Genomic DNA, 18,314 nt, shown 5'->3' with positions numbered 1-18,314 from the left:
AAAAATATCACCTTTCGTATGCGTGTGGGTTTTCTGAACATCAATTGGGCTGATATCCTGGATGTTTTTTTAGTGTCCATTCTTCTTTATCAGGTATATACCCTTGTTCGGGGAAGTATTGCAAGCAGGGTTTTTCTGGGATATTTATTTGTATATGTCTTCTATCTGGTGGTCAAAGGGCTTGGCCTTGGGTTACTGACGGCCATTTTGCAGTATTTTATGGGCGTCGGTGCGGTGGCGCTGATCGTGATTTTCCAGCAGGAGATCCGGCGTTTTCTGCTCATTATCGGCAAGTCGACGATTTATACCAACAACGGTATTCTCAAAAAATTCATCGGGAACTCGATGCGTGACTTCAAGGTGAAAAACCTTAAGGAAGTCATCGACGCCAGTAAAACCATCGCTGCCAATTTTACCGGTGCATTGATCGTGCTCAACAAGCGCGACGACCTGGGTAAGTACGTTGAAACCGGCGAAATGCTCGACGCGCGGGTTTCCAAGCCATTGCTCGTGTCGCTTTTCAACCAATACAGCGAGCTGCACGACGGTGCCGTGATAATTGTGGACGGCGTTTTGAAAGCGGCGCGCTGCGTGTTGCCGGTAGCCGACGGCGTAGATGTACCATCATCGCTGGGATTTCGTCACCGCGCGGCCATGGGAATGAGCGAAGCTACCGATGCCATCGTGATCGTTATTTCGGAGCAAACCGGCAAAATCTCGCTGGCCGTCGAAGGCGAACTGCACAGCAATATCCCCTACAACGAGCTGGAATCGCGCATTGAGGAGTATCTGGCCTCCGATATACAGCGGATGCCCAAGTAGGGTTTATTTTAACGAAAATATATTTTGAAGGGAAATTTGGCGTTTTGGGATGCAATTTCTATTTTTGCAGACCGAAATGAGAAATAGAAAAATATTCATTACAGATGGCAAATCATAAATCAGCTTTAAAAAGAATCCGCGCCAACGAAACGAAGCGTTTGCGCAACCGTTACCAGCACAAAACCACACGTTCATACATCAAGAAACTGCGTGAAACGACTGATAAGGCAGTAGCTGTTGAAGTTTACAAAACTGTATCTTCAATGTTGGATCGTTTGGCAAAGAAAAATATCATCCACAAGAAAAAAGCTTCCAACCAGAAGTCCAAACTGGCAAAATTCGTTAACGGACTGGCGGTTGCAGCGTAATTTTTTCTACCTGTGACTTTGGAAACCCCGGCAAACGCTTGCCGGGGTTTTTCCGTTATTGTATATTGCGTGTTCTGAAGAGAACCTTGCAAGGGTATAAATGTCCTTGCAAGGTTCTTTTTGATGTAAGCTCAAATGTTCAAACCAACTAAACTCAAATTCTTTTCTATGAAAAAAGTTGCATTATTTGCTGGTTTGGCTGCGTTCGGAAGCATCCCCACGATGGCCCAATCACCCATCACCTTCAATGCCCGTGGCCTGGTTGTAGTGTCTGATGCCGATTTGGCAGCTTCCGCATTGGTTGATGGAAAGCTATTAAGAGACAACACATCGAAAGACCAACTGACGACGATCAAATTCCCGGTGGAGCGAGGCAGTAAAGGCCTCGGGAGCGCACTCGTGTCGAACTCCGCGCTGGGATACTCCAAAACCCTGGCCGTATCGCCAACCGGTAACCTGGCCTTCGTACTTGAAAACCGGATCAGGCCGGAAGACGGCGTTGGCGAATACAAAGACATTGCGAAAGAATTTCCGGTAGGAGAGAAGCTCTTTGTGGTAGATGTAAGCAACCTCGCGGCGCCCAAAGCTAAATTCGGCTTCCCGGTGGGTAAAAGGCCGACTTCTATCGATGTCAATAAAAACGAACTGATCCTCTCCACAGGCGACACCGGCAAAGAGCTCGTATTCATCGAAGCCGGCCCGGACGGCAAGCCCGCACGTTTCCTGAACCTGCCGGCGGCATTGGATACGACCAACCGCATCATCGATATTTCGTGGCACCCATCCGGTGATTTCATTGCATTTACATTGGATAACTCCAACGAGGTAGGCTTGTATAAAGTGATCCGGGAAGCCGGAAAACTGAAAAACGTGGAAATGGTAGGCAAGCCTGTGAAAGTAGGTACCGATCCCTCTTTCGGAAGGTTCACGCCCGACGGGAAGCATTACCTTGTCCTCGATGCCAAAGGTCCCCAAGGAAAAGGTGCCGGTGAAGGGGAAGTTTTTGTGGTGGATTTCTCGATGGACGGCTCCATCGAGCACAAAGTAGCCGGACAGGCGCCAACCGGCCTGAACAGCGGTTCGTTCGCATTAAGTCCTGACGGTACCTTGCTTGTGACGGCGAATGCGGGCAAAAGCGGCTCACCCTGGGCAGAAGCGGGCGCAGGTACGGGTGCGTCGCTGTCATTGTACAAGGTAGCCAACACCGGCGCATTGACCAAAGTAGCCGATTACCCCTTCGAAGGCATTTACCCGCAAAGCGTGGCGTTCGATAAGGACGGTTCGAACCTGGCGGTATCCGTTTTCGAATACCTCGAATATGGCAGCGGCAACGGGGGCGTCGAGTTCTGGTCGGTTACCAAAGGCGATACGCCGGCGTTGAAGAAGCAGGGAGCGAAGGTAAGTGTAGCCAAAGGCGCACACACCCTGCGCGTGATTCCGTGATGGTTTGAAATACATGATTTCAATACGCAGGCCGGTTCGTTACCGGCCTGTTTTGTTTGCATTTAGTTTACGCAAGGATGCTAAATCAGCCCGATTTTTGTAATTTTGCGGTCTCATTCATAAATAATCAATTTACAGATGATTACGGTTCAGAACGTATCGCTGCGATACGGTAAAAGGGTATTGTTCGACGAAGTAAATATAAAATTTGTCCCTGGTAACTGTTATGGCGTGATCGGCGCTAACGGAGCCGGGAAATCTACATTTTTAAAGATTCTTTCAGGCGAAATCGAGCCGCAAACCGGTAGCGTAAGCATGAACCCCGGCGAGCGGATGACATTCCTCAAACAGGACCAGTTCGAGTTTGACGCCTATACGGTGATGGACACGGTGATCCTCGGCCACGAACGCCTTTATAATGTAATGAAGGAGCGTGAAGCCATTTACGCAAAAGAGGATTTTACAGACGAAGACGGCGAAAAGGCCGCCGAGCTGGAAGCCGAATTCGCTGATCTGAATGGCTGGGAAGCTGAAACCGAAGCTGCACAGCTTTTGAGCGGGCTGGGTCTGAGTGAAGACCAGCACCATGCCATGATGGGCGATCTCAACTCGAACGACAAAGTACGGGTGCTGCTGGCGCAGGCGCTTTTCGGTAACCCCGATGTGCTGCTGCTCGATGAGCCTACCAACAACCTCGACGTCGAAACGGTATTGTGGCTCGAAAACTTCCTCGCGGATTTCAAAAATACCGTGATTGTGGTGTCCCACGACCGCCACTTCCTCGACCAGGTTTGTACGCACGTGGTGGATATCGATTTTAGCAAAGTGCAATTGTTTTCAGGAAACTATTCGTTCTGGTACCAGTCAAGCCAGCTCGCCTTGAAACAACGCCAGGACGCTAACAAGAAAGCGGAGGAGAAGCGTAAGGAATTGGAGGAATTTATCCGCCGGTTCAGCGCCAATGCTTCGAAATCGAAGCAGGCCACTTCTCGTGCCAAATTGCTCGAAAAGCTCACTGTCGACGACATCAAGCCATCGTCCCGTAAATACCCTTACATCGCATTCAAATCGGAACGCGAGGTGGGCGACCAGATCCTGCGTGTCGAAGGGCTCTCCAAAACTGCCGAGGACGGCACTAAACTGTTCGATAATGTGAGCTTTACCGTTAATAAGGGTGATAAAATTGCATTTGTAAGCCGTAACGTCTTGGCGATCAGTGCACTGTTCGATATCGTCAGTGAAGTGGAAAAGGCCGATAAAGGTGAGTATACCTGGGGCGTTACTATTACGAAATCGTATTTTCCGAAGGACCCGGGCCAATTCTTCGATGTAGATTTGAACCTGGTGGACTGGTTGCGCCAGTACTCCGACGAAAAAGATGAAAGCTTCATCCGCGGCTTCCTGGGCCGGATGCTTTTCTCGGGCGAAGAGTCGTTGAAAAAAGCGAAAGTGCTTTCGGGAGGTGAAAAAGTGCGCTGTATGCTCTCGCGCACGATGCTCTCGGGCGCTAACGCGCTGGTACTCGACGATCCTACCAACCACCTCGACCTCGAATCGATTACCGCATTAAACAACGGTCTGATCGACTTCACGGGCTGCCTGCTGTTCTATTCGCACGACCACCAGTTCGTGGAAACCGTCGCAAACCGTATCATCGAAATCGGACCGAAAGGTATTCTCGATAAACTGATGACATACGACGAATTCCTGACGGACGAAACTGTGAAACAGCAGCGTCAGAAATTGTATTGATTTTCTGCTAGTCCATCAAATAGACAGCCCCGCTTCGGAATTGAGGCGGGGCTGTTGTTATTATGGGTTATTTGGCAGCTAGTCGTAGCTCAAACCATATTGTTTCAGCACATCCTCCGGAACCCCTTCCCAGACATTGGGCGTGTTGCCTTTGTAACCAAGATCGGCAATACCCATTTTCGAAGTGTAGAAGCCGGAAGCCGTCAGGTTGCGCATTAAATTGAAGAATGCGACACCCTGACTATGAATAGGCTTGGCTTTTTGAGGATAGGCGATGTCATCCACGATCTGGATCTGCTGGGCCTTGGTTGCCAATGCGAACCCTTTGCCGAAGCGGTTGAGCGATTCTCTTTCGAGCCACCGCAGGCCTCCGCGCAGAGGCGTCTGGTGCTGCGGCATATCCTTCACAATGAAATCGATAAATTCGACTACGCCCGCTTGCGAGGCGCTGCCCGACTTCTCGTCCGCCGGAATGATAATGTCGACCAGAACCTTGATCGTCGCCAGTTCTGCCGCAGTCAGGAATTTTTCCTTCATCAGCCTGGCATCGCGGATCGCCTCCTCTTTCGTTCTTCCCCCGGGAATTTTCAGCGGCGTTTCTGGCGGATTTTGCAGTTCGAGCTCCCGTTGCTCGGCAAGCGCCACCTGAGGGCTTAATGCCGCGATTCCCAGGGAGCTCAGTGTCAATGACTTTAGTGAATCTCTGCGTTTCATATGCTTATGATTTGAACAGGGTTCAAATGTTAGATATTTTTCTGTTTAACCTGATTGATAATGTATTCCGAAGCACGCATCGACAGCGCGAGGATCGTCCAGGTCGGGTTTTTATCGGCCTGCGATACGAATGACCCGCCATCTACTACAAACACGTTTTTCGCGTCGTGCGCCTGAGAGTACTTATTCAATGCGGAAGTTTTCGGATCGTCGCCCATGCGCACTGTTCCTACCTCGTGGATGATACGCCCCGGAGCGGCCAGACCGTAGTTGGTGTCCGGCCCGGGCTTGGTGCCGTTCGGAACGCCGCCCAGCGCGTGGATGATCTCCTCGAACGTATCGTGCATGTGCTTCGCCTGTTTGATCTCGTAATCGGACCATTTGTAATGAAAGCGCAGCACCGGGATACCGAATTTATCCACCACGTTCGGATCGATTTCGCAGTAATTGTTATAATCGGGCACCGCCTCGCCACGACCGGCCATACCGATGTTGGCGCCATAGAAACGGCGGTAGTCCTCTTTCAGAGACGCGCCGTAGCCACCCGCTTCCTTGGTTACCCCGGCTTTGGTCGGGTATTTGCCATTCAGGTTTTCAATGCCCGAGCCGAAACCGTAGCTCGGCATGCCCATACCGCCGCCGTATTCGATGTGGTAACCGCGCGGGAAGTCGAGCTTTTTGTTATCGAGCCACCAGGGGGTGTACACGTGCATGCCGCCCACGCCGTCCTCGTTGTAGCGCTTGCGGTCCATCAGGTGGGGAAGGAACGCACCACGGGATGCCCCGGTGGAGTCGTGCAGGTAACGGCCTACCACACCGCTCGAATTTGCCAGACCGTTCTGGTGCCGGGCCGATTTCGAGTTCAGCAGCAAACGGGCCGATTCCGCAGCGCTGGCAGCCAGAACTACCACTTTCGCTTTTACGGTATGTTCCGTCAGTTTCTCACGGTCGATGTAGGAAACGCCCGTGGCCAACCCTGTCGAAGGGTCGGTGAGCACCTCGCGGCACATCGCATTGTTGATCAGGGTTACGTTACCGGTTTTGATCGCCGGGATACATAGTACCGACGACGAAGAGAAATCCGCATAAGCCTGGCAGGCGCGCGCGCATTGGCTGCAATAGAAACAAACCCCGCGCTGGTCGTTGATGGGCTTGGTAAGGATCGACAGGCGCGACGGGATCACCGGAATATTCACTTTTTTACCCGCCTGTTTTAGAAAAAGCTCGTGCAGACGCGGCTTCGGGGGAGGCAGGAAGATGCCATCCGGCTCGTTATCGATGCCTTCGACGGTCCCGAAAACGCCGATCAGCTTATCGACCTGGTCGTAATAAGGTTTCACATCGTCGTAGCTGATCGGCCAGTCGTCGCCGAGGCCGTCGATGCTTTTTCTCTTGAAATCCTTGGGGCCGAAACGCAGGGAGATGCGGCCCCAGTGGTTGGTGCGGCCGCCGAGCATACGCGACCTGAACCAGTCGAATTGCGTTCCGTTTTTGTGTGTATAGGGTTCTCCCTCAATTTCCCAGCCACCCCAGGCAGCATCGAAGTCACCGAAAGGGCGATGGTTACCGGCACCACGGCGGGGCGATTCGTACGGCCATTTCAGCTGGGTAATGTATTTGGGATCGGCAGGGTCAAAATATCCACCTGCTTCCAAAAGAGCCACCTTGGCACCTGCTTTGGCAAGTTGATAAGCTGCCATTCCGCCTCCCGCTCCCGAGCCGATAATGGCGACGTCGTAAACGGTAGGTTGTTCTTTGATTTGAAACATAGTAAGGGTTGTTTAGATAGTACTATTTAACCATTAAATATAAACACGGATCAGGTAACGGGCCGCCAACTTTCGCGCATTCGGGTCTATTTAAAAACAATCTAAATGCGGATACTCGGATTTCTTCCGCGCCGCCGTATTTTTGTGTTTTTAAAACAGAATAATATTTTGGCAGTTACCGGTCGCGACCTCGATGTCGCAAAAGAATTTCTGATAAAAGGCGAATTGGTGGCCATTCCTACCGAAACCGTTTACGGACTCGCTGGCAATGCATTGAACGAAAAAGCGGTGCTTTCTATTTTCGAAGTGAAGAACCGGCCCGCGTTCGATCCGCTTATCATTCATACGGATTCCCTTGAAAAAGTGGCTATTTATGTGTCCGATATTCCGGAAAAGGCCCGCATTCTGGCCGGGAAATTCTGGCCGGGCCCACTAACCATGCTGCTGCCCAAAAGAGATATCGTGCCCGACCTGGTTACCTCGGGCCTGGACACGGTGGCCGTGCGCATCCCCGACCATCCGCTCACCAGGGAGCTGCTTGCGCAGTTAGGTTTTCCCCTCGCCGCTCCGAGCGCCAATCCATTCGGGTATATCAGTCCGACCAAACCCGGGCATGTCGACCAGCAACTCGGTGACCGCATTCCGTACATCCTCGACGGTGGGGAATGCGAAGTTGGTATCGAATCCACCATCGTGGGTTTCGAAGACGACGAAACGATCGTGTACCGGCTCGGAGGTTTGGATATCAATGAAATAGAATCGCTGACAGGGCCCGTCGTGCTCATGCCGCATTCAACATCCGACCCCAAGGCGCCGGGTATGCTCAAAAGCCATTATGCACCACGGAAACCGTTGCATTTGCGCCGGCGGGCCGATATTGTGCCGGGGGGCGAAGAAACCGGGTATTTGTTGTTCGATCGGTATCTCGAAGGCGCCGACCGGAAATACCAGCGTTTGCTCAGTCCGAATCGCGACCTGAAAGAAGCTGCGCACAACCTTTTCGCTTACCTGCGCGAGCTCGATGGCCTGCCGGTCATGGAGATCAAGGCGGAGCTGGTTCCGGCAAATGGTTTGGGACTGGCTATTAACGACCGTCTGCAAAGGGCTTCGGTGCCGGCATGAAAACGGCTATCTGAAAAACTGAGGGTGAAAATTCATCAGAAAAACCTCATCGGTAGCGCGGGTAATGGCGGTGTAGAGCCACCTTACAAATTCCGTATTGATTTGTTCATCAGGTAAATAACCCTGGTCGACAAATACAGCGCTCCACTGCCCGCCCTGCGCCTTGTGGCACGTGAGCGCGTACGCGAATTTGACCTGCAACGCATTCAGATAGGGGTCCTTCCGTAACGCTTCCACACGGTCTTTTTTGGATTTGATATAGAAATAATCCTGTTGGACGCTTTCGTAGAGCTTCTTGTTGTCTTCGGCAGACATCGAGGCGGACGGCGAATGCAGCGTATCGAGGAAAATTTTGGCGTCGAACTCGGGTTGCTTTTCATAATCTGTGAGCCGCAATGTAACGTCGGCAAAGCGGAAACCGTGCATTTCCTGCGTTTTACGGATTTTTAAAAGCTCCACAAAGTCGCCGTTGGCGATGAACCCGGCAGGTGAGTCTTCGTCGAGGATATTATAGTTATTCCGAACGACCATCAGCCGGTCGCCGGCATCCAGCTCGTCTTCCGAAAAATTGATCACCCGTCGGATGTATTCATTGTATTGGACTGCCGATTTGTTGGAGCGCGTGAGGATAATGGAGTTCTCCGGGCCATATTTATCATAAGCATACCGAAGCCCTTCTTCCAGTTTTTCGCCCGTCATTCTAAAAACATCTCGGTAGGAGCGCGTAGTAATGCGGATTTCCCGGGCCTCCGCACCGAGCTGATTTCGAAGCTGGGTGGCATTATAGAGAATGCCCGATTGCTCGTCCTGCCGCATGACCTCCTTTAATTCCTCCTGAAAAACAGACATATAGAACGTCCGTTCCAGGTAATCGGCGTCCAGCGCAGGACTCAGTTCCTTGCCGACCGGCGGAAGCTGGGCCGTATCGCCCACGAGCATCAGCTTGTTGCCGGGGTTTTCAAATACAAATTCGATGAGATCGGCCAGGAGGCTGCGGTTGCCGAAATCGGCGTCGTCGGTAATCATCGAGGCTTCGTCGACGATAAAAAGGGTATTGTCGTGATAGTTTTTCTGTCGCTGGAAAGTTAATGTGCCCGAAAATGCGTCGGCGGTTTGTTTGTAAATCTTCTTGTGGATCGTCAGTGCGACCTTTTCCGAATAGCCCGACATCACTTTCGCCGCCCGGCCCGTGGGAGCGAGCAGCACCGATTTGTACCCGAAGTTTTTCAGGACTTTGATCAGCGTGCTGATGATCGTCGTTTTGCCCGTTCCCGCGTAGCCTTTGAGCAAAAAGCAGTCCCGGTAACGTTCCAGGCCCTTTTCTTCGATCAGAAAATCATTCGCCTGTTCGAAAAAACGAAGCTGGCCTTCGGTAGGCCTGAATGGGAATTTTCTGCGCAGCAACTGGGAAGGCAAAAGTTTGTCGGTATCCATGGGAACGAATCTAACGCAAGGATTTCGAATATCAAAAAGCCGATCCATTTACAAAAATATACTCAGAATTTATTGGACTTTAATAGGTCAAATCCATATATTAGACTCCCTTTATCTCAAATCCCCAAACCTAAACATCTATGCTGGTACAACATGTAATGGGCAACAAGCCTGTCAATGCGATTTGGTCGGTTACGCAGGACAACACAGTGTTTGAGGCTCTGGAGCTCATGGCCGAGAAAAACATTGGTGCAGTTTTGGTACTTGAAGATAATGAGCTGATCGGTATCTTTTCCGAACGCGACTACGCGAGGAAAGTGATATTGCAGGGACGCGCTTCGAAAGACACGCTGATCCGCGACGTGATGACCAGCAAGGTGATTACCGTGGAGACAGACGAGAAAATCGAGGCCTGTATGCAGATTATGTCGGACAGGCACATCCGGCACTTGCCCGTGAATCGCGACGGCAGGCTTATCGGCATCATTTCAATCAACGACATTGTTTCGGCGATCATTCACGAGCAGAAGGAACACATCAACACCCTCGAAAGTTATATTTCCGGAAGTCCCTATTCCTGACACCGGCCCATTTGCCCGAAATAACCTCCGTATCGCACTCCCTTGGCGACCTGCCCGGAAACGGGATGGCAGAATAATGTCTTGTCTATTCTGGACGGTTGGTTATCTTTGCCCGTTCAAAAACTGGTTTTGCAGACGTTAAACGCAAACATAGGTAATTTGTACGGGGGCACCGTGCGCGTGCGGGCTTGCGGCATATGCATGCGCGGCGACAAGCTTTTGCTTATAAATCATGCACTCTACGGGGCCGACGGCATTTTCTGGTCCCCTCCGGGAGGCGGTGTGCAGTTCGGTGAACGTGCCGAACATGCGTTGATCCGTGAATTCAGGGAGGAAACCGGTCTCGATGTGGAAGTAGGGGAGCTGCTTTTCGTGCATGAGCATATTAAGGCGCCCCTGCATGCGGTGGAATTGTTTTTTGAAATCAGATCTTTTACCGGGAACACCGCATCCGGCTCGGACCCTGAACTCGGCGCCGACGGGCAGATTATCCGCGACGTCCGGTTTATGGACTGGGAGGAAATCCGGCGACTTGAACCCGCGCAGCGTCACCGGATTTTGAATATGGCCGGCTCGCTGGCAGGAATTTTTAAATTGAACAAGTATATTACTGCAGATCAACATCCGCTTGGTCACTAAACAACACGACCCCGACGACGTGGCAAATTCTGAAAACCAGTTAATTGAAGTTATTCCGACGCTCTTAGTAGGAGACAATTCCTTCGATGCGGCCAGCATTCCGCTTTGTACGCTTTGTATCGAGCTCGATGAACGGCGCATCCGTTTTTGTATCGTAAGGGACGAGAATATGGAATGCATCTGGCTGGAAGATTATTTCTTCGAAAACCCGCTTACGCCGACAGAGATTTTCGAACGGCTGAAACGGATTTTCAGCGGGCATTTGTCCTGGTCTCCCAACAATTGGAAGAATGTACGGGTTACCGTAAATTCCCACGCATTCACGCTGGTACCTAACTTGCTTTTCAAGCCCGAATCGGCTTACGAATACCTTTCCTTCGCGTTGGGCAGCCCAGTCTCGAAGCACGAAAAAGTGCTTTGGCACGATCTTCCGCTCGTGCACGCGCAGAATGTTTTCAGCATCCAGGAGCTTTGGTACGACTGGGTGGTGAACCATTTTAGTGCATCGACCGTCACGTTCTATCATTTGACGGGCGCATTGGCCATCGGCTCGCTGGTAAACCATGTGGAGCATCAGGAGATGCGGATGATGTCGTTGTATTTCGAGAAGGACCATTTCACGCTGATAGTGAGCGAAAGCCAGCAACTGATGCTGTGCAACCGGTTTAAATATACCCAAACACAGGAATTGGCCTACATTATCCTGTTTACATTGAACCAACTGAATGTTCTGCCCGAAGAAATCAAGGTGCTTTGTTATGGCGAAATCACGCCGGCCTCGGAATCTTATCGCGAGCTTTCGCGGTTTTTCCCGAACTTGCACATGGGTACCCGGCCGACGACGCTGAAATACAGTCCGCAATGTGCGGAAGTGCCCGGTCACCGGTATTTCGGTTTGTTCAATACCTATCTTATATCTTCCTGATACGACCTCCTATGAAGCGCATTGCATTATTTCCGGGATCTTTCGATCCGTTTACAAAAGGGCACGAGGATATCGTCCTGCGTGGGTTGAGGTTGTTTGATCAGGTTGTGATCGGGATCGGTAACAATGCCACTAAAAAGCGCTATTTTCCGCTGGAAGTGATGAAGGAGATGATCGAAAGGACGTTTGTTTCCGAGCCTAGCGTGAAGGTGATAACCTATGACGACCTGACGGCCCACACCGCCCGGGAATTGGGCGCGAGATTCCTGCTGAGAGGGCTGCGCAATACCACCGATTTTGAGTATGAAAACGGGATTTCGCAGGTAAACAGGTATTTGTATGAAGAAATCGAAACCGTTTTCCTCATTACTTCGCCGAGCCTGGCGCCGATCAGTTCGAGCATTATCCGCGACCTGCACAGGTATGGACAGGCCGTGGACAATTTCCTTCCCTATTCGCTGTCCGAACTGAAACAGGCCGGGCAGAACAGCTGATGCAATGCCCCGAACCGGTATTCAGGGTTCTTTCAGGCTGTGGATCTTGCTGAGGCTGTCGATCACGTAGCGGATCGAGCTGTATGAATTGATGAGCAGCGATTTTGCCTCCGCAGGCTCGTACCAGTCCAGCTTTTCGATCTGTTCTTCGGCCTGGGGGCTCATCCGGGAATCGTCGAGGCAATCGAACAGGTACCATTTCGTGCGTTTGAGAATGCGGCTGTTATTGAGCGAGTAGGTATGCCAGGTAGTGCAAATCTTGTCGCGGATCACCGCCTTCACGCCGGTTTCTTCCTCTATTTCGCGTGTTGCCGCCACCTTGGAATTTTCGCCTTTGTCGAGCTTGCCTTTGGGCAGGTCCCACATTTTGCGGCGGTACATGAACAGCCATTTGCCACCCTTCACGACCACGCCGCCTGCCGCCTTGATCACCTTGTACTGCGCTTTGATCCTGTCTTCTACCTCCGATTTCTCGCGTGTAGCCATCGTGATCGAGAGCATGTCCTTCGGGAATTCCTTTTCGAGCATCTGGATCACCTGGATGGCACTGGTAGCAGTAGAATTAAGGAACAGGACATGGCCTGTCAGCATGCTTCTTTGCAACTTTTCCAGTCTCAGATCCACAATATGCTCGAAACGCGAAGTTTCGGCGGCGGACAGCTGGTTTGTCCGTACAACTCTGACTGGACGGTCGTCGAAAAAAATGATCATTTTGGAACGGGTACGTGAATGGATCGCAAAATTAAGTAAAGAGTTTAGTTTAGGCAGAGATTATTATTGATAAATTTGTATCTGTAACAACCCGACAGTTCTTGGAACTCCTTATTATTCTACTTCTGGTGTTGCTCAATGGCCTTTTTTCAATGTCGGAGATAGCACTGGTTTCCTCACGAAAATCGCGCCTGGAAGCAGCAGCAAAGAACGGCGATTCTAGCGCCAAAGCCGCATTGAACCTGGCGAATTCACCTACGAAATTTCTTTCCACCGTCCAGATCGGCATTACGCTTATCGGCTTGCTGACCGGTATGTACAGTGGCGACAATATCACTGCCGATTTTGAGCAAATAATTTCCCGTGTGCCCGCGCTCGCCCCTTACGCACATTCGCTCGCCGTGGGTACGGTGCTTGTTCTCATTACTTATTTGTCGCTCGTACTCGGCGAGCTTGTTCCCAAGCGCATCGGGATGTCCAATCCGGAAGCTATTTCCAAGGTAATGGCCACGCCGATGAATCTGCTTTCGAAGGTTACAGCGCCGTTCATTGCATTGCTTGGTTTTTCGAGTGACTTGATTATCAGAATTTTAAATATCAAACAGACCGAAAACGCGGTGACCGAGGAGGAGATCAAAAGTCTTATCCAGGAAGGGACATCCGGGGGGGGGTGTTCGAAGAAATCGAGCAGGAGATTGTGCACAATGTGTTTCAGCTCGGCGACCGCAAGGTAACTTCACTGATGACTAACCGGCAGGAGATAGTGTGGCTCGACCTCGAAGATACCGTTGAGGAAAACAAAGCCAAGATTCTGGATTCGAGGCACTCCATATACCCGGTTTGCCGGGGGAATGTCGACGACGTCGTGGGGCTGGTATATGTAAAAGACCTTATCGCGACCGATCTGGAAGTACAGATGGCGCATTTGAATACCATCATGCGCGACCCGGTTTATCTTCCCGAAAGTAACCGGGCCTATCAGGCGCTCGAAAAATTCAAGGAACAGCGTGTATATTTCGGGATTATCGTGGATGAATACGGCGGAACGCTCGGCGTGGTGACCATGCACGATATTATGGATGCGTTGGTAGGCGACATTTCCGAAGACATTGAAGAAGCGTCGGAAATCGTGAAGCGGGACGACGGCAGCTATCTCATCGACGCCCAGCTGCCGTTCGACGATTTTATCCAGTATTTCAATATCAATATCCAGGAGAGCGAACGACGGGAGCTGGTAGGCTTCAACACGCTCGGGGGGCTTCGTCCTGCATATTCTGGAAAACATCCCGCAAACGGGCGAAAAATTCAGCTGGAAACAGTTTGAGTTCGAGGTGATCGATATGGACCGCAGCCGGATAGACAAGCTTTTAGTAACCAATTATAATAAACAGGAAGAATCCGAAGATTAAGAATGTCGAACGATCTGGATATCACCAAACGAATCGCCGAGCTGCTGCTCGAAGCGCAGGCCATCAAACTAAGCCCCGAAAAGCCGTTCCAATGGAGCTCCGGCTGGTATTCCCCGATTTACTGTGACAACCGCGTGGCACTGTCGTACCCCGACACCCGCACGTTTATCAAAAAGGCGCTGGCCGAGCTTATCCGCGCGAAATATCCTGATGTCCAGGCTGTGGTAGGGGTTGCCACGGGCGGTATCGCACAAGGTGCATTAGTAGCCGACCTCCTCGAATTACCTTTCGCATACGTGCGGCCCGAGCCCAAAAAGCACGGAATGGGCAACCAGATCGAAGGCAGGCTGGAAAAAGGCCAGTCGGTAGTGATCGTCGAGGACCTCATTTCGACGGGAGGAAGTTCGCTGAAAGTAGTGGATGCGCTTCGCGAAGCGGGCATCGAAGTGGCGGGAATGGTGGCAATATTTACCTACGGATTCGAAGTAGCAACGAACAATTTCGCTGCCAAAAACGTCCGGCTCGATACAATCAGCAACTACAATGCATTGATCGACGTAGCATTGGAACACAACTACGTCAGCAGCGAGCAACTGGAAAGCCTAGCAGCCTGGCGGCTAGCGCCGGAGAAGTGGGGCAGGTAGGCTGTAAGCCGTAAGCTATAAGCTATAAGCGAATTGTTATACTACACATACAGCTTATAGCCTACGGCTTACAGCTTACAGCCCCCTCACCCCCGATGATTATCCAAGCTCTCGTAAAGCCCTCCAAATGCTTCTTCCTTCACGCCGTCGGATTTCAGGAATTCGTGGGGGAAGCCGAGTTCTATTTTGCTTACCTCGTGCAGGCGCTGCAATGCTTCTTCCGGCAGACGGAAGTCGAGACAGCCGAGTGAATCTATCAATTGCTTTTCTTTGGATGCGCCGATGATCGGGATCATGACCTGGTTGCGGTGGCGTGTCCAGTTGATGGCGACCTGAGCGGGGGTTACGCCGAGTTCCGCCGCGACATCCACAACAGCCTGAGCGATAGTACCTGCATGTTCGCTTCTGCGGATACTGTGGTCGGGCACACGGCCGGTTTCGCCGCGCAGGTACTTACCCGTCAACGCGCCGCCGCCAATCGCTCCCCACGGGGTTACGGCCAGATCGAGCGCTTTCGCCATTGGCAACAGGTCGCGTTCGGGGGTGCGTTGCAGGAGCGAGTATTCGAACTGAATGGCTGCAAACGCATTCCAGCCGCGAAAATCGGCGATGGTATTGGCCTGTGAAACGATCCAGGCAGGCGTATCGGAAATGCCGATATAATGCACGATGCCGCGGGTTACCAGGTCGTCGAGGCCGCGCATTACCTCTTCGGTAGGCGTGGTATTGTCCCACAAGTGCACCCAAAGAAGATCGATGTACTCCGTGTTGAGGCGTTTGAGGCTCGACGCCACCGAGCGCATCATGTTCTTGCGGTGATTACCGGCAAAGTTGAGGTCGTCGTTGCGGTCCTTTGAGCGTAAACTTCGTCGCGAGTACGAAATGGTCGCGGTCGCTTTCGATGAATTCGCCTACATATTTTTCCGAAGTGCCTTCGGTGTACCGGTTCGCGGTGTCGATGAAGTTGCCGCCTGCGTTGGCATAGGCTTCGAATATTTTGAAGCTCTCGTGCTTATCAGCACCCCAGCCCCAGTCTTTTCCGAACGTCATGGCTCCCAGGCAAACCTCTGATACCCGCAAGCCCGAGCGGCCCAATAATTGATAACGCATAGTTAATTTACGAATAATTTTGAGTGAAGATATAGCATCGGAAACTTACCATACAACGGTAATTTTTGTCTTGCAAAGTTATATCCTTACCCGCCAAATGTATTTATATTGTAACAAAATTTGGATCTTTTACACCACACTCAATGATCGACGTTGCCTATCCTTACTTTGATACCAATCTCAGCTGGCTTTCGAATAATTACAGGTTGTTGCTGGAAGCGAACGACGAAACGGTACCGGTCAGGGAAAGGCTGCGGTTCCTGGGTATTTACGCTTATCAGACCAAGGAGTTCTACCGGGTACGTATCCCGAACCTGCTCGCGATGTTGGAAGTAAGCAACGATATCCGCTCCAAGCTGAACATTTTTCCCGAGTCGTTGCTCGAACATGTCTACGAAACAGTCGAAAACCAGCTTCGGGAATTCAACGATATTCTTATTTCAGGCATATTGCCCGCCTTGCTCGACCAGGGGGTGCATTTGTACTACCGGGAGGCATTTGTGCCGGAGCATGTGGTGTTTGTAAGGCGGTTTTTTGTGGAAAAGCTTTTCCGTTACCTGCAACCGGTTTTTCTGGATAGCCGCCGCACGCTCAAAACCCCCGCATTCGAATCGAAGCAGCTGTACCTCATCGTACGGATGCAGCACAGGGAAGACGCCGAAGAGGACTGGTACGCGTCCGTGAATGTGCCTTCGGAGCCTTATGGACGGTTTCTGGAACTGCCCGAATGGGAGGGAAAACGGCACATTGCTTTTATGGAAGATGTGATCCGTGAAAATCTGCCGGTGCTTTTTCCGGGTTACCAGATACTTGAAAGCTATGCATTGCGCGTAGAGCGCGAAACGGAGCTGTCCATCGAGGACGAATATCCGGTGCAGGTGGCGCAACGGATTTTAAAGCAGCTCGAAAAGCGGAATTTCGTACAGCCATCGCAGTATTTTTATGAATCCGGCATGCCGCTGTATGTGCGGGAATATCTGGTGGGCAAGCTGGCCATCCCTATGAACGAATTTCACGAACGCGGCGATTATCTGCTTATGCAGGATCTGGTGAAATTCCCCGCGCTTTCGCGACGACTCGATTATCCCTACCAGCGACCGGCACAGAACCCGGAATTCGACGAAACACAATCGGTTTTCGAAGCGATCCTCCGAGCGGACCAGATGTTGCATTTGCCTTACCAATCCTATGAGCCTATCGTAAGGTTTTTTAACGAAGCAGCCGTGGACCCGCACGTGCGTGAAATCCATGTGTCGCTGTATAAAATCAGCCCGAACTCATTCATTCTCAACTCATTGATCAGCGCTTCCAAAAACGGCAAGCGGGTCACGACCTATGTGGAACTGAATACCAAGCTGGATATTCAGGAAAACCTGCAATGGTCGAAAAAGATGCGGGACGCGGGTGTGAAAATCCTGCTGAGCGTGCCCGGACTGAAAGTGCATGCGAAAATGGCGCTTGTGAAGCGCAAGGTCCAGAAAGGTTGGGAGCGGTACGCATTCCTCGGAACGGGTGGTTTTTACAGATTGACAAGCCGCGAGATCGTAGATCATGCATTGCTTACCTCACATCGCGAGCTAACCAACGAACTTGAATTGCTCTTCGGCTATTTGTCGACGCAGGACGAGCCGAAGAAGTACAAATATCTGCCTTTCAACAATTTGTATGTGACCCAGTTTAACCTGCAAAAACGGTTGCTCGATCTGATGGACCGGGAGATTACCAACTGCAATGCGGGGCTCAAATCATTCATAACCATCAAAATCAACCAATTGCAGGACCATATCCTGATCGACAAGTTGTACCAGGCCGGTCAGGCGGGGGTGCCGGTGCACGTGATCGTGAGCGAAAGCTGCGGGTTGATCTCGGGGCTGCCGTCGATCAGCGATAACATCGTCGTGAGCCGGCTTGTCGACCGTTACATCGAAAACACGCGCATATTCCATTTCGGCAACCGGGGCAACGACGAGATTTACCTGACATCCTGCGACTGGACGCACCGGAACCTGCATCGCCGGATCGACATTTGCTTTCCGGTACTGGACGAAACATTGAAAAATCAGATGCGGACCGTGCTCCGGAATTATGTGAATGACAATCAGAAATCGGTGCGGCTCGACCTGTATCAGAACAATTTACGTATCGCCGACGACTCGCGCGGGAAGGTACGCGCCCAGGAAGCCAACTACCGGCTGGTGGAGAAAATCGAGCGCAGCGGCTCATCGCGGCGTTCAGAAATATAAGCTTTCCTACCGCTTAAAAAAATTTTAGCGACATTAAATTTCGGAATGGCCTGTCAGATTTAATGGGCGGCATTTGTAGAAAACATAAAGAGATTTTGAAGGGAATTTTTCGTCCCGACCGCCGGACCGGTCTT

17 protein-coding genes and 1 pseudogene are annotated in these 18,314 nt (G+C 51.3%); 12 read left to right on the top strand and 6 right to left on the bottom strand.

What is annotated here, in order from left to right; genetic code table 11:
• The first annotated feature begins 18 nt into the window (after window positions 1-18).
• From cdaA to ABV298_RS02420, 4 genes are all read left to right on the top strand, one after another.
• Window positions 19-822 carry a diadenylate cyclase CdaA gene (cdaA, locus tag ABV298_RS02435; protein ID WP_353720609.1) on the top strand — a complete coding sequence of 268 codons (804 nt, stop codon included), beginning with the start codon at window positions 19-21 and terminating at the stop codon, window positions 820-822.
• A gap of 104 nt (window positions 823-926) precedes the next feature.
• Window positions 927-1,190 carry a 30S ribosomal protein S20 gene (rpsT, locus tag ABV298_RS02430; RefSeq protein ID WP_019944067.1) on the top strand — a complete coding sequence of 88 codons (264 nt, stop codon included), beginning with the start codon at window positions 927-929 and terminating at the stop codon, window positions 1,188-1,190.
• A 168-nt stretch (window positions 1,191-1,358) separates the two neighbouring features.
• Window positions 1,359-2,633 (top strand): WD40 repeat domain-containing protein, encoded by a 1,275-nt coding sequence (locus tag ABV298_RS02425; protein ID WP_353720608.1) that lies wholly within the window; start codon window positions 1,359-1,361, stop codon window positions 2,631-2,633.
• A 138-nt stretch (window positions 2,634-2,771) separates the two neighbouring features.
• Window positions 2,772-4,385 carry an ATP-binding cassette domain-containing protein gene (locus ABV298_RS02420; protein ID WP_353720607.1) on the top strand — a complete coding sequence of 538 codons (1,614 nt, stop codon included), beginning with the start codon at window positions 2,772-2,774 and terminating at the stop codon, window positions 4,383-4,385.
• A 78-nt stretch (window positions 4,386-4,463) separates the two neighbouring features.
• Here ABV298_RS02420 and ABV298_RS02415 read toward each other — a convergent pair whose 3' ends face one another.
• Window positions 4,464-5,099, bottom strand: a complete 636-nt coding sequence (locus ABV298_RS02415; RefSeq protein WP_353720606.1) for a gluconate 2-dehydrogenase subunit 3 family protein — start codon at window positions 5,097-5,099, stop codon at window positions 4,464-4,466.
• A 29-nt stretch (window positions 5,100-5,128) separates the two neighbouring features.
• Window positions 5,129-6,868: a GMC family oxidoreductase gene (locus ABV298_RS02410; protein ID WP_353720605.1), complete on the bottom strand. Its 1,740-nt coding sequence runs from the start codon at window positions 6,866-6,868 to the stop codon at window positions 5,129-5,131.
• A gap of 168 nt (window positions 6,869-7,036) precedes the next feature.
• Here ABV298_RS02410 and ABV298_RS02405 point away from each other — a divergent pair, with 168 nt between their 5' ends.
• On the top strand, window positions 7,037-7,990 hold the full coding sequence (locus tag ABV298_RS02405; protein ID WP_353720604.1) for an L-threonylcarbamoyladenylate synthase: 954 nt from the start codon (window positions 7,037-7,039) through the stop codon (window positions 7,988-7,990).
• A 6-nt stretch (window positions 7,991-7,996) separates the two neighbouring features.
• Here the strand turns inward: ABV298_RS02405 and ABV298_RS02400 are convergent, their stop codons facing one another.
• Window positions 7,997-9,424, bottom strand: coding sequence for an AAA family ATPase (locus ABV298_RS02400; protein WP_353720603.1), 1,428 nt, complete (start codon window positions 9,422-9,424; stop codon window positions 7,997-7,999).
• 140 nt (window positions 9,425-9,564) lie between these two features.
• Here ABV298_RS02400 and ABV298_RS02395 point away from each other — a divergent pair, with 140 nt between their 5' ends.
• The 4 genes from ABV298_RS02395 to coaD all read left to right on the top strand — a co-directional run bounded on the left by ABV298_RS02395 (window position 9,565) and on the right by coaD (window position 12,063).
• Window positions 9,565-10,005 (top strand): CBS domain-containing protein, encoded by a 441-nt coding sequence (locus ABV298_RS02395; protein ID WP_353720602.1) that lies wholly within the window; start codon window positions 9,565-9,567, stop codon window positions 10,003-10,005.
• Window positions 10,006-10,134: 129 nt separating this feature from the next.
• A complete protein-coding gene (locus ABV298_RS02390) occupies window positions 10,135-10,644 on the top strand; it encodes an NUDIX domain-containing protein (RefSeq protein WP_353720601.1) in 510 nt (169 codons plus the stop codon).
• Window positions 10,634-11,569, top strand: coding sequence for a DUF3822 family protein (locus ABV298_RS02385; protein WP_353720600.1), 936 nt, complete (start codon window positions 10,634-10,636; stop codon window positions 11,567-11,569). Before ABV298_RS02390 ends, ABV298_RS02385 begins: the two co-directional genes overlap by 11 nt.
• Window positions 11,570-11,580: 11 nt before the next feature.
• Window positions 11,581-12,063 (top strand): pantetheine-phosphate adenylyltransferase, encoded by a 483-nt coding sequence (coaD, locus tag ABV298_RS02380; RefSeq protein ID WP_353720599.1) that lies wholly within the window; start codon window positions 11,581-11,583, stop codon window positions 12,061-12,063.
• A 21-nt stretch (window positions 12,064-12,084) separates the two neighbouring features.
• Here the strand turns inward: coaD and ABV298_RS02375 are convergent, their stop codons facing one another.
• Complete coding sequence (locus ABV298_RS02375) at window positions 12,085-12,774, bottom strand: NUDIX domain-containing protein (RefSeq protein WP_353720598.1); 690 nt, start codon at window positions 12,772-12,774, stop codon at window positions 12,085-12,087.
• A gap of 152 nt (window positions 12,775-12,926) precedes the next feature.
• Between ABV298_RS02375 and ABV298_RS02370 the strand changes: the two are divergent.
• Window positions 12,927-14,183: pseudogene (locus ABV298_RS02370) on the top strand (hemolysin family protein).
• Between the two features lie 2 nt (window positions 14,184-14,185).
• A complete protein-coding gene (pyrE, locus tag ABV298_RS02365) occupies window positions 14,186-14,827 on the top strand; it encodes an orotate phosphoribosyltransferase (RefSeq protein WP_353720597.1) in 642 nt (213 codons plus the stop codon).
• Window positions 14,828-14,913: 86 nt separating this feature from the next.
• Here pyrE and ABV298_RS02360 read toward each other — a convergent pair whose 3' ends face one another.
• Together ABV298_RS02360 and ABV298_RS02355 are read right to left on the bottom strand one after the other, a co-directional pair.
• Window positions 14,914-15,633 carry an aldo/keto reductase gene (locus ABV298_RS02360; protein WP_353720596.1) on the bottom strand — a complete coding sequence of 240 codons (720 nt, stop codon included), beginning with the start codon at window positions 15,631-15,633 and terminating at the stop codon, window positions 14,914-14,916.
• A gap of 13 nt (window positions 15,634-15,646) precedes the next feature.
• Window positions 15,647-15,937 (bottom strand): aldo/keto reductase, encoded by a 291-nt coding sequence (locus ABV298_RS02355; RefSeq protein WP_353720595.1) that lies wholly within the window; start codon window positions 15,935-15,937, stop codon window positions 15,647-15,649.
• Between the two features lie 143 nt (window positions 15,938-16,080).
• On the opposite strand from ABV298_RS02355, the gene ppk1 reads away from it, so the two are divergent.
• On the top strand, window positions 16,081-18,180 hold the full coding sequence (gene ppk1 / locus ABV298_RS02350; protein ID WP_353720594.1) for a polyphosphate kinase 1: 2,100 nt from the start codon (window positions 16,081-16,083) through the stop codon (window positions 18,178-18,180).
• Window positions 18,181-18,314: the final 134 nt, after the last annotated feature.

The organism is Dyadobacter sp. 676 (assembly GCF_040448675.1).
Taxonomy (GTDB): Bacteria; Bacteroidota; Bacteroidia; order Cytophagales; family Spirosomataceae; genus Dyadobacter.
This window is presented reverse-complemented; position numbering and strand designations above follow the sequence as displayed.